The 11,901-nt window shown below is 67.9% G+C and carries 7 protein-coding genes; 3 read left to right on the forward strand and 4 right to left on the reverse strand.

The features are described 5' to 3' along the window. Positions 1-63: 63 nt before the first annotated feature. Positions 64-3,663, forward strand: coding sequence for an ATP-binding protein (locus ACM0PB_RS13240; RefSeq protein ID WP_414604833.1), 3,600 nt, complete (start codon positions 64-66; stop codon positions 3,661-3,663). On the opposite strand, the gene ACM0PB_RS13245 is transcribed toward ACM0PB_RS13240, so the two are convergent. Both ACM0PB_RS13245 and ACM0PB_RS13250 read right to left on the reverse strand, forming a co-directional pair. Continuing rightward, on the reverse strand, positions 3,657-4,058 hold the full coding sequence (locus ACM0PB_RS13245; protein WP_053497753.1) for a c-type cytochrome: 402 nt from the start codon (positions 4,056-4,058) through the stop codon (positions 3,657-3,659). The genes ACM0PB_RS13240 and ACM0PB_RS13245 overlap by 7 nt on opposite strands. Positions 4,059-4,123: 65 nt before the next feature. Continuing rightward, complete coding sequence (locus ACM0PB_RS13250) at positions 4,124-5,800, reverse strand: electron transfer flavoprotein-ubiquinone oxidoreductase (RefSeq protein ID WP_262219752.1); 1,677 nt, start codon at positions 5,798-5,800, stop codon at positions 4,124-4,126. Between the two features lie 257 nt (positions 5,801-6,057). Between ACM0PB_RS13250 and ACM0PB_RS13255 the strand changes: the two genes are divergently transcribed. Beyond that, positions 6,058-7,221, forward strand: coding sequence for an acyl-CoA dehydrogenase family protein (locus ACM0PB_RS13255; protein ID WP_005420799.1), 1,164 nt, complete (start codon positions 6,058-6,060; stop codon positions 7,219-7,221). A 334-nt stretch (positions 7,222-7,555) separates the two neighbouring features. Here the strand turns inward: ACM0PB_RS13255 and ACM0PB_RS13260 are convergent, their stop codons facing one another. Then, entirely contained in the window at positions 7,556-8,035 is a 480-nt protein-coding gene (locus ACM0PB_RS13260; protein ID WP_164093066.1) for a tRNA (cytidine(34)-2'-O)-methyltransferase, read from the reverse strand. 69 nt (positions 8,036-8,104) lie between these two features. Continuing rightward, entirely contained in the window at positions 8,105-8,581 is a 477-nt protein-coding gene (locus ACM0PB_RS13265) for an XAC0231 family protein (RefSeq protein WP_014035556.1), read from the reverse strand. 416 nt (positions 8,582-8,997) lie between these two features. Between ACM0PB_RS13265 and ACM0PB_RS13270 the strand changes: the two genes are divergently transcribed. Beyond that, complete coding sequence (locus ACM0PB_RS13270) at positions 8,998-11,847, forward strand: M16 family metallopeptidase (RefSeq protein ID WP_164093065.1); 2,850 nt, start codon at positions 8,998-9,000, stop codon at positions 11,845-11,847. Positions 11,848-11,901: the final 54 nt, after the last annotated feature.

Below are 11,901 nucleotides of genomic sequence, written 5' to 3' on the forward strand. Positions count from 1 at the left end.
CCATCGGGCACGCCGGACCGCGACCATCGCGGTCCCTGGCAGGATTCTAGGAGATCGACGCAGATGCGTAGGTGGGCTGTTCGCGGGCTGCTCCTGCTGCTGGCGATGCTGGCGCTGCCCGTGGCCCAGGCACAGCCGGCCCCTGGCCTGCTGCCGCTCAGCCCGTTGCAGCGCGAATACCTGGTGGCGCATCCGACCATCGTTGTCGGGCAGTATGACAGCGGCTGGCCGCCCTTCGAGTCCCTCCGTGATGGCAAGCAGGTCGGGCTGGGACCGGACTACCTGTCGCATCTTGCTCGCCAGCTCGGTGTGAAGGTCGAGGCGCGCCGCTATCCGGACTGGACATCCGTGCTGGATGCGGCATGTCGTGGCGAGATCGACGTGGTGATGAATGTCGGCCTCAGTGCCGACCGCACCCGCTGCATGGTCTATACCGCAGCCTACAGTGAGGCGCCGCTCGCTCTGGTGGGCCGGCCCGATGACCTGCGTGCCTCCGACATGCCGGACCTGGATGGGCTGAGGGTGGTGATCGAACAGGACTTCCTGACCGGTCCGCAGGTGCGCGCCCGATTCCCGCGTGCCCGCCAGCTTGTCGCAAACGACACGTTGAGCGCATTGCAGATGGTCATAGACGACAAAGCGGACGTCTACATCGGCAATGCCTTCGTCGCCACCGAGCTGATTGCCAGCCGGCGCCTGCAGGGCGTGGCGCTGTTGCGGCCGAGCGACCTGCCCCCCGAACGGTTGCACTTCGGCATTGCCAACAGCAAGCAACCCCTGGCCGAAGCCCTGGACCTGGCGCTGGCCGCGACCAGCCAGGCCCAGCGCGATGCCCTCGCACAACGCTGGTTGTCACCGCCGCACTGGTCGGCATCGGCGCAGCTGGCGCTGAGCCAGGCCGAGAAGCGTGTGCTGGAGCAGCCGCTGATGATCGGTTTCGCCCCGAATGCCGCGCCCCTGTCGTTCACCGGCGAGGATGGCCGGCCCAGTGGCCTGGCCAGCGAGTACCTGCAGCGCCTGATGCAGGCCGGCGCCAACCTGAAGGTCGAGAACAGCCACGACTGGTACGAGGTGCGTGAGAAGGCCCGCCGCGGTGAACTGCAGGCGGTGATGGGCATACCCGTTGATTCGCGCTACCTGGGCCCGGACTGGGTGTTCAGCCAGCCCTTCATCAGCGTGCCGAACGTGATTGTGGTCAGGAGCGATGGCGAATCGCTGCTGGGCCTGGCCGACCTGCAGGGCAAGCGCGTGCTGCTGTCCGACCCGGAGCGCGTGCGTGGCTATGTGCAGCAACAGGCGCCGCAGGCCCGGATCATTGCTGCGCGGAGTGCCGAGCAGGCGCTGCAGCGCCTGCTTGAGGGTGAAGCCGATGCCTATGTGGGCAACCTTGCCGTGGTCGATCACCTGCTGCGCAGCCGTTTCCCGGGGCGGATGCAGGTCGCGGCTCCGGCCGGTTTCAACGACCAGCTGGCGCTGGCGGTGGATCGCCGCCATGCGGCCCTGGCCACGACCTTCGATCGCCTGCTGCTGCAGATGACCCCACGCAAGCGCGAGGCGTTGCGCAGCGCCTGGCTGGCGGTGGAGTACCGCAATGGGGTCGACTGGAGCAATCTGCTGCGGTGGGGCGTGCCCGTGCTGATGGTGCTGCTGACCGCACTGCTGGTGCATGGCGTGGGCCATTGGCGGCTGCGCCGTGAGGTGGCAGGACGCCGCCAGCTGGAGCAGCGCCTGGCCGAGGTGACCGACAACCTGCCGGCGGTGGTCTACCAGGCCCGTCGCGATGCCGATGGCACGCTGAGCTTCCCGTTCATCGCCGGCGACCTGCCTGCGTTGTTCGGTATCACCCGTCAGCAGGCCGAACAGGATGCGAGGGTGTTGCTGGAACGCGTCGAGCAGGAGGACCGCGCGCGCATCCTGCATTCCATCGAGCAGGCCGCGCACCAGTTCGCGCCGTTGATCCTGGAGTTTCGCCTGCGCAGCGACGGGGAAGGCGTGCGCTGGGTGCGCAGCCAGGCCCATCCCTACGCCGCCGAAGACGGCGCGGTGATCTGGAGCGGGTACTGGGTGGATGTAAGCGAGGCGCGGATGCAGGCCGATGCACTGGCGGCGGCGAAGGCGGACGCCGAGCAGGCCGCTGAGGCCAAATCGCGTTTCCTGGCCACGATGAGCCACGAGATCCGTACGCCGATGAGCGGCGTGCTGGGCATGCTGGAGGTGCTGGCACACTCACCGCTGGACAGCGAGCAGCAGCGCATCCTCGGCGTGATCGAGGATTCGGCGCAGATGCTGCGGCAGATCCTCGACGACATCCTCGATTACTCGCGGCTGGAAGCGGGTGCACTGCGCCTGGAGCCGGTACCGCAACCGCTGCGGCCGCTGCTGGAAAGCGTGTGCCGGTTGATGTCGGCGCAGGCCAGTGCACGCGGGCTGGAGCTGCATGTGCAGATCGACCCTCAGCTGGCGGCAGCGCACGAAGTGGATGGCGTGCGCCTGCGCCAGATCGTGTTCAACCTGCTCAGCAATGCCATCAAGTTCACTGCGCGCGGCGAAGTGCGGCTGCAGCTGGAGGTACTGGGCCCGACCGCCGACGACGGCAGCCAGCCGCTGTGCCTGAGCGTCACCGACACCGGCATCGGAATCGCACCGGAACAGCTGCAGCACCTGTTTGCGCCGTTCACCCAGGCCGGTGCCTACATCCAGCGCGACCATGGTGGTACCGGCCTCGGCCTGAGCATCTGCCAGCGCCTGGTGCAGATGATGGGCGGCGAGCTGGAGCTGCACAGCACGCTGGGCGAGGGCACCCGCGCCGAGGTGCGGCTGGCGCTGGTGGAGGCAGGCAGGGGTGACGTTGAAGCGCTGGTTGCGGAGCAGGAGCAGGCGGCGCTGCTGCCGCCGGCGTTGCGCGAGGCACGCGTGCTGGTGATCGAGGACCACCCGACCAACCAGGCGATGATGGCGTGGCGGCTGCAGCAGCTGGGCGTACCCCATGTGCTACTGGGCGATGGCCAGCAGGCACTGGACCGCTTGTCATCGGAGGCCTTCGACCTGGTCATTACCGACTGCCGCATGCCGGTACTCGACGGCTTCGGTTTCACCCGCCTGTTGCGCGAGCGCGAGGGCCGTACCGGCCAGCCGCGGCTGACGGTGCTGGCGCTGACCGCCAGCGTGCTGGACGACGATGCGCGCCGCTGCCGCGAGGCCGGCATGGACGAGGTGCTGGCCAAGCCGCTGTCGCTGGCCACGCTGCGCACCGCGCTGCTGCGCTGGCTGCCGCAGGCACAGGGCCAGTCGTTCGATGCGCCCGTGCAGGAGACTGTCGCCGACGACGCTGAAGTGCTGCCTGATCTGGCCACCCTGCAGCAGCGCTATGGCTCGCGCGCCGTGGCCGAGCAGCTGCGCGACAGCCTGCTGCAGGCCAGTGAAAGTGATCTGGCGGCGGTGCAGCGCGCCGTGCGGGCCGGTGACCGCGAGACTGCGGCGCTCCACCTGCATCGCCAGGCGGGCGGTCTGGGGGCGATCGGGGCAAGCGCACTGGCCGGGCAGGCCAACGCGCTGGTCGAGCGCCTGCAGGATGCGACCGAGGCCGATCCGGCACCGGTGTTCGCCGCTGTAACGGCGTTCGTGGAGCGCCTGCAGCACCAGCTGCAGCGACTGGGTCACTGAGCCGACTGCTGTTGCAGGTAGGCGATCACCAGCGCGCGGCGTTCGGCGCTGGGAAAGGCGTTGTACATGCGCGTGCCGGGCACCACGTGGGTGGGCGACTGCAGGAACGCGTCCAGGGTCTGCGCGCTCCAGGTGATGTCGGCGCGGCGCATGCCGTCGGAATAGCCGTAATCGGGCAGGCTGCCGGCGCGACGGCCGATCACGCCGTGCAGGTTGGGGCCGAAGCGGTGGATGCCGCCAGGCTGCACGGTGTGGCAGCCGGCGCACAGTTCGAACGCGCGCTGCATGGCCTGCTGCCGGGCCTGTTCAGGCGTGGCCGGCGCCGCAGGCGGGCGCTGGCAGGCCGTGGCAAGCAGGGCCACGGCAACGGTGGTGAGCAGGCGGGAGGCACGCATGGGCGGGCAGGATAGCGGTGCGGTGGAGCGGCCGGGCTGCGACACGCGGTCGCAGCCCGGGGCGATCACATGCCCGAGTAGTTCGGGCCGCCGCCGCCCTGCGGGGTCACCCAGACGATGTTCTGGGTCGGATCCTTGATGTCGCAGGTCTTGCAGTGCACGCAGTTCTGCGCGTTGATCTGCAGGCGCGCGTCGCCGGCGTCGCCGACGAACTCGTACACGCCGGCCGGGCAGTAACGGGCTTCGGGACCGGCGTACTCGGCCAGGTTCACCTTCACCGGAATGCTCGGATCCTTCAGCGTCAGGTGGCTGGGCTGGTTCTCGTCGTGGTTGGTGCTGCTCAGGAACACCGAGCTGAGACGATCGAAGGTCAGCACGCCATCGGGCTTGGGGTAGGCGATGCGGGTGTGCTGCGACGCCGGCTCCAGGCAGGCGTGGTCCGGCTGGGTGCGGTGCAGGGTCCACGGCGGGTTGCGCACGCCCAGCTTCGGCAGCAGCCACTGCTCCACGCCGGTCATCAGCGTGGCAACGGTCTGGCCCTTCTTGAACCACTGCTTGAAGTTCTTGGCCTGCTGCAGTTCGGTGAACAGCCAGCTGGCTTCAAACGCCTTCGGGTAGGCGCTCAGTTCATCGTGCTGGCGATCGGCGGCCAGCGCGTCGAACGCGGCGTCGGCGCACAGCATGCCGGTCTTGATCGCGGCATGGCTGCCCTTGATGCGGCTGGCGTTGAGGTAGCCGGCCTCGCAGCCGACCAGCGCCCCCCCGGGGAACACCGTCTTCGGCAGCGACAGCAGGCCGCCGGCGGTGATCGCACGGGCGCCGTAACCGATGCGGGTGCCGCCCTCCAGGTGCTTGCGGATGGAGGGATGGGTCTTGAAACGCTGGAACTCCTCGAACGGGCTCAGCCACGGGTTCTTGTAGTCCAGGCCGACCACGTAACCAATGGCGACCTTGCCGCCGTCGGCGTGGTACAGGAACGCGCCGCCGTAGGTGTCGCTGTCCAGCGGCCAGCCAGCCGCATGCACCACCAGGCCCGGCTCATGCCTGGCCGGGTCGATCTGCCACAGCTCCTTGATGCCGATGCCGTAGGCCTGCGGGTCCTTGCCTTCGTCCAGTTTGTAGCGGGCGATCAGCTGGCGGCCGAGGTGGCCGCGCGCACCTTCGGCGAAGATCGTGTACTTGGCGTGCAGCGCCATCCCACGCTCGAAGGCCGGGCCGATGCTGCCGTCCTTCTCGATGCCCATGTCGCCGGTGGCCACGCCGATCACCTCGCCGTCGTCGCCGTACAGCACTTCTGCAGCGGCGAAGCCCGGGAAGATCGCAACCTCCAGCGCCTCGGCCTGTTGCGCCAGCCAGCGGGTCACTTCGCCCAGGCTGATGATGTAGTTGCCTTCGTTGTGGAAGCACTCCGGCAGCAGCGCGTTGGGGGTGCTGCGCGCGCCGGTCTCGCTGAGGAACAGGAATTCGTCGCGGGTGACCTTCTGCTTCAGCGGTGCGCCGCGCTCGGCCCAGTCCGGGAACAGCTCGGTCAGCGCGCGCGGATCCATCACCGCGCCGGACAGCACGTGCGCGCCCGGTTCGGAACCCTTCTCCAGCACGCACACCGACAGCTCGCGGCCGGCTTCGAGCGCGCGCTGGCGCAGCCGGATCGCGGTGGCCAGGCCGGCGGGGCCGGCACCGACGATCACCACGTCGAATTCCATTACTTCACGCGGGGGCAGGGCGTTGGCTTCAGCGCTCATCGATTGCATGACTCGTGGGTAGGGCCGGCATCGGGGCCACCGGCGGTGCCTGGGAATCGCGCGTGCGGCCACGGGCGAAACAGTTGTTTGAATGTGTCAGGGTACCGGTACGCGCGTGATCGAGCTAGATCAGCGATGTTCACACCACGATTGCTGCATTGCAGCGTAGTGCTGCAGCTCTGGTGGGTGCCGACCTTGGTCGGCACGCTCTGCCCGGATGACCGACAATGGCCGGGTCCTGACTGCGTGTGAGTGCCATGGCTTTGCATCCGTACGATCTGTTCGATGTCCGTTCCCTGCTCAACGAGGAAGAGCGCGCAGTGCAGGAGAGCGTCGCCCGCTTCACCAACGAGCGCGTGCTGCCGATCATCGGCGATGCCTTCGACCAGGCCCGCTTCCCCGATGAACTGGTGCCTGAGATCGCCTCGTTGGGCCTGCTGGGCGCGACCCTGCCGGCCGAGTACGGCGGCGGTGGCCTCGGCGCGGTCAGCTATGGCCTGATCTGCCAGGAGCTGGAGCGCGGCGATTCGGGCCTGCGCAGCTTCGTTTCGGTGCAGAGCTCGCTGTGCATGTATCCCATCTACGCGTACGGCAGCGAGGAACAGCGCCAGCAGTGGCTGCCGGCGATGGCACGCGGCGAACTGATCGGCTGCTTCGGCCTGACCGAGGCGCACGGTGGGTCCGACCCGGCCAGCATGAAGACCCGCGCGGTGCGCGACGGCAGCGACTGGCGCATCAGCGGCAGCAAGATGTGGATCACCAGCGGCCCGGTGGCCGACCTGGCCATCGTCTGGGCACAGACCGAAGATGGCATCCAAGGCTTCGTGCTGGAAAAGGGCATGGCCGGCTTCACGACGCAGGAGATCAAGCACAAGATGAGCCTGCGCGCGTCGCTGACCGGCGCGCTGTTCTTCGATGACGTGCGCGTGCCCGACAGCCATCGCCTGCCGAACGTGAAGGGCCTGAAGGGGCCGCTGGGCTGCCTGACCCAGGCCCGTTACGGCATCAGCTGGGGCCCGATCGGTGCGGCGATTGCCTGCCTGGATGAAGCACTTGGCTATGCCAAGGAGCGCGTGCTGTTTGGTCGTCCGCTGGCGGCCACGCAGAGCGCGCAGATCAAGCTGGCCGAGATGGCCCGCCGCATCACCACCGCGCAGCTGCTGGCCTTGCAGCTGGGCCGCCTGAAGGAAGCCGGCCAGCTGCAGCCGCAGCAGGTCAGCCTGGCCAAGTGGAACAACTGCCGCATGGCGATTGACATCGCCCGCGAGTGTCGCGATCTGCTTGGTGGGGCTGGGATCACCACCGAGCACGTGGCGATCCGCCACGCGCTGAACCTGGAATCGGTGATCACCTATGAAGGCACCGAGACCGTGCACCAGCTGGTGATCGGCCGCGAACTGACCGGCATCAACGCGTTCTGAGTGCACCGGTAGTGCCGGCCGCTGGCCGGCATTGCCAGGTAGGGTGCACGCGCCCCGGGAAACGCAAGGGCGCCCACTCCTGATTGATCCAGGCGGAAGGCATCCACGCATGGCGTGGATTTACCGCGCGGCTGTTGGGTCCGCCTTGAAGCGAGCCGAGCACCACAGGACCGACGGGGGCGAAGAGGCGCGGGTGTCTGAGCGCAGCGAGTTCCGCGCCGTCCCCCGGCGGGCCGAGGAGCGCAGGGTACCGGTGCAGAGCACCGGCTCGCGGGCGGCGGCGCGTTTCTTTGGTTACTTTCTTTGCGCGAGCAAAGAAAGTGACACACGTGAGCTACGCCCCACCGGCAAACCCATGCTGCCGCCACGCCTCGTACATCACCACCGCAACGGTGTTGGAAAGATTGAGGCTGCGGTTGTCCGGCCGCATCGGCAGGCGCAGGCGGCGGCCGTCGGGCAGGGCATCGAGCACCTCCTGCGGCAGGCCACGGCTTTCCGGGCCGAACAGGAACGCATCACCGTCTTCAAAGGCCACGCTGTCGTAGCGCCCGCTGGCGCGGGTACTGAGTGCGAACAATCGATTCGGTGCGATCCGCGCCAGCGCGGTGTCCAGGTCGGGGTGCACCTGCAGGCGCGAGTACTCGTGGTAGTCCAGGCCGGCGCGCTTGAGCTGCTTGTCTTCCAGTGCGAAGCCGAGTGGCTCGACCAGGTGCAGCTGCGCGCCGGTGTTGGCGCAGAGCCGGATCACATTGCCCGTGTTGGGCGGGATTTCCGGTTGGAACAGGATCACGTGGAACTGGGGCGCGGCATTCATCGGCGCAGTGTACCTGCGACGACCGCCGCCTTTACGGCGCACGCCCTGCACGGGGCAGGGCGGCACCGGTTACGGGCGCAGCAGGACCTGGGCGGTTTCGGTGGCCAGGGCCTGCAGGTCGGCGGCGCTCGGGCGCACCTGCAGGGCCGGCAGGTTGACGATGACCGAGTTGGCGACGTTGGTGGCAGCGGCAGCCAGGGTGGCGGCGTAGCGCTGGGCTTCCAGTTCGGCGGCCAGGGCGACGCGCTGTTCCAGGCTCGGGCGCACTTCCACCGAGGCCAGCGTGGTGATCGGCATCGCGGCGGCGACCGGGGCGGCGACGTAGCCGTTGCGCTCGGCCAGCTGGTCGGCGCTCGGGCGCACTTCCACGGTGGCCAGGGTCGGGATGCCGCTGGCCTGTTCCCAGGCCTGCTGGGCCAGCTGGTCGGCGGCCGGGCGAACCTGCACGGTGGACAGGGTCTTGATGGATTCGGAGGCCTGCACCGACGAAACAACCGCGGTGCCGGCGATCAGGGCGATGGCGATGGCAATGGTCTTGGCGTTCATGACGGGGCCTGTTTAGTGTTGGTGAGCAGTGGTGTGGTAGTAAGGTAGTACACCAGTTCTGGGCATGCAAGAGAAATTTTCGATTTCCTGCATCTGTTCAGTCTTTAGTCAGCTTTTGTCTGAAGCCCTTCCTGGCGCAGGAAGTACCAAGCAATCCGCGTGCCAACTTTTAGTTATTGATTTGAAAGGCTTTTATGTGGTCCCGAAAGTGTCCGCTGGGCGGACACCTGTCCATTCGATAAGCCGCGGACACTGTCCGGACGCCTTCAGCCGGCGTCTGTGACGTTTCAAGAGCGCCCCTGGGCGTCGGGCTGGATGGTCATCTGGGCAAACACCCCCAGTGACTGGCGACCGATTCCGGCCGCCGCGCGCGCAGGCTAGGATCGGGGTTCACCTTCGTGACCAAGGATCCGGATATGTCTCTCGCCCTTCGCCCGCGCGCTGCACTGCTGGCCGTCGCTCTCAGCACCGCCCTGGGCACGCTCGCGCCCACCCATGCGCTCGCCGCCAAGCCGGCGGCACCGGCCAAGGTCGATATCCCGTACGAGCAGTTCACCCTGCCCAACGGCCTGCGCGTGATCGTGCATACCGATCGCAAGGCGCCGATCGTTGCGGTCAACGTCTGGTACCACGTGGGCAGCAAGGACGAGCCGGCTGGCCGTACCGGCTTTGCGCACCTGTTCGAACACCTGATGTTCCAGGGCAGCGAAAACCACGACGGCGAGTTCTTCGAGCCGTTCAAGCAGGTGGGTGCCACCAACCAGAACGGCACCACCAACACCGACCGCACCAATTACTTCGAGAACGTGCCGACCACCGCGCTGGACATGGCACTGTGGATGGAATCGGACCGCATGGGCCATCTGGTCGGTGCGATCGACCAGGCCGCGCTGGACGAGCAGCGTGGCGTGGTGCAGAACGAGAAGCGCCAGGGCGAGAACCAGCCCTACGGCCAGGCCTGGGACCAGCTCAACAAGGCGCTGTACCCGGTGGGCCACCCGTACCACCACGGCGTGATCGGGTCGATGAACGATCTGAACGCGGCGTCGCTGGATGACGTGAAGACCTGGTTCCGCACCTGGTACGGCCCGAACAATGCGGTGCTGGTGCTGGCCGGCGACATCGACCTGGCCACCGCCAAGGAAAAGGTCGCCAGGTACTTCGGCAGCATCCCGGCCGGCCCGACCATGGCGCAGCCGGCGGTGAACGTGGCCAAGCGTAGTGCCGACACGCGCGAGACGATGACCGACAAGGTGCCGCAGGCGCGCATCTACCGCGCCTGGAACGTGCCGCAGGTCGGCACCACCGAGGTCGATCAGCTGCAGTTGTTCGCGCAGGTGCTCGGCGGTGCGAAGTCTTCGCGCCTGAGCCAGCGCCTGCAGCACCAGGACAAGCTGGTGGACAGCATCGCGTCGGGCCTGTCGACCTCGCAGTTGGGCTCGAACTTCGTGATCATGGCGACGGTCAAGCAGGGCCAGGACCCGGCCAAGGTCGAGAAGATCATCGACGAGGAACTGGACCGGCTGATCAAGCAGGGCCCGACCGCGGCCGAACTGGAGCGTGCCAAGACCGGTGCCCGCGCAGGCTTCATCCGCGGCATCGAGCGCATCGGTGGCTTCGGCGGCAAGGCCGACGCCCTTGCAGAATGTGCGGTGTTCACCGGCGACCCGGGCTGCTTCCGTACCTCGCTGGCCAACATCGAGAAGGCCAGTGCTGCTGATCTGAGCCGGCTGGGCGCGCAGTGGCTGGACAAGGGCAGTCACACCCTGGTGATCGCACCGGGTGAGCGCGTGGCGCTGAAGGAAGACCCGAGCCAGGCGCCGAAGCCGTTCACCGTGCCGGCGGTGGACCCGAAGTACAGCACCCTGCCCGAGCAGGTCGACCGCAAGGCCGGCGTGCCGCAGACCCGCGAGTTCCCGCAGCTGAAGTTCCCGGCGCTGCAGCGTGCCACGCTGAAGAACGGCACCCAGGTGATCCTGGCCGAGCGCCACGAGATTCCGGTGGTGCAGTTCAGCTACCAGTTCCCGGGCGGCTTCAGTGCCGACCAGGGCCGCAAGCCGGGCACCGCCAACTTCACCATGAGCCTGATGACCGAAGGCGCCGGCAAGCTGGGCTCGCTGGCCTTCGCCGACGCCGCGGATGCGCTGGGCGCCAGCCTGGATGCTTCGGCCGGTCTGGATTCGATGAGCGTGGACCTGTCGGCACTGAAGGAAAACCTGGCACCGTCGCTGGCGCTGTACCGCGACCTGCTGCGCGAACCGCGCTTCGAGCAGGGCGAGATCGACCGGGTCAAGGCGAGCTGGATCGCTGGCATCCAGCAGGAGAAGGTGAACCCGGGTGCGGTGGCGATGCGCGTGCTGCCCCCGCTGCTGTATGGCAAGGGCCACCCGTATGCCATTCCGTTTACCGGTAGCGGTGACGAGGCGGCGATCAACGGCCTGACCCGCGAGGACCTGGTCGACTTCCACCACGACTGGCTGCGCCCGCAGAACGGCACCCTGATCGTGGTCGGCGACACCACCCTGGCCGAGATCGTGCCGCTGCTGGACAAGCAGCTGGGCGACTGGAAGGCCAGTGGCGAGGCCCCGCAGGTGAAGGCGGCCACCGACGTTGCGCTGCCGAAGGGCCCGCGCGTGTTCCTGATCGACCAGCCGGGCGCGGTACAGGCCAACCTGTTCGCCGGCCAGGTGGTGGCACCTTCCAGCGCCACCAGTTCGACCCGCTTCGACATCGCCAACGGCGTGATCGGCGGCGACTTCACCTCGCGCCTGAACATGAACCTGCGCGAGGACAAGCACTGGTCGTACGGTGCGCGCAGCAGCGCGGTCAGTTCGGTGGGCCAGCGCCCGTGGATGGCCAGCGCGCCGGTGCAGATCGACAAGACCGGCCCGGCACTGGCGGAAATGCGCAAGGAAATCGCCGCGTTCGCCGATGGCAGCAAGCCGGCCACCGCTGCCGAGGTCAACCGCATCCGCAACATCCAGACCCTGAGCCTGCCCGGTGCCTACGAGACCGCCAGTGCGGTGGCGTCGACCATCGGTTCGATCGTGCAGTTCAAGCGCCCGGACGACTACGTGCTGCGGCGCAAGGCCGAGATCGAAGCGATGACCCCGGCGCAGGTGCAGCAGGCCGCCGCCGAGATCAAGCCGCAGGCCCTGACCTGGGTGGTGGTGGGTGACCTCAAGCAGACCGAAGCGGCCGTGCGCGCGCTGAACCTGGGCGAGGTGACGGTGATCGACGCCGAAGGCAACCCGGTCAAGAAATAAGGCAAGACCCGGCCCGCCATGTGGCGGGCCGGCTCCCCCCGGGTAGTGGGGGGC

Source organism: Stenotrophomonas sp. AR029, from assembly GCF_047520695.2.
Taxonomy (GTDB): Bacteria; Pseudomonadota; Gammaproteobacteria; order Xanthomonadales; family Xanthomonadaceae; genus Stenotrophomonas; species Stenotrophomonas sepilia.

Excerpts from the sequence above, each read along its gene's own strand:
- ACM0PB_RS13255 (WP_005420799.1), top strand. The coding sequence starts at position 6,058 with ATGGCTTTGCATCCGTACGATCTGTTCGATGTCCGTTCCCTGCTCAAC.
- ACM0PB_RS13250 (WP_262219752.1), bottom strand. The coding sequence starts at position 5,800 with ATGAGCGCTGAAGCCAACGCCCTGCCCCCGCGTGAAGTAATGGAATTC.
- ACM0PB_RS13245 (WP_053497753.1), bottom strand. The coding sequence starts at position 4,058 with ATGCGTGCCTCCCGCCTGCTCACCACCGTTGCCGTGGCCCTGCTTGCC.
- ACM0PB_RS13265 (WP_014035556.1), bottom strand. The coding sequence starts at position 8,581 with ATGAACGCCAAGACCATTGCCATCGCCATCGCCCTGATCGCCGGCACC.
- ACM0PB_RS13270 (WP_164093065.1), top strand. The coding sequence starts at position 8,998 with ATGTCTCTCGCCCTTCGCCCGCGCGCTGCACTGCTGGCCGTCGCTCTC.
- ACM0PB_RS13260 (WP_164093066.1), bottom strand. The coding sequence starts at position 8,035 with ATGAATGCCGCGCCCCAGTTCCACGTGATCCTGTTCCAACCGGAAATC.
- ACM0PB_RS13240 (WP_414604833.1), top strand. The coding sequence starts at position 64 with ATGCGTAGGTGGGCTGTTCGCGGGCTGCTCCTGCTGCTGGCGATGCTG.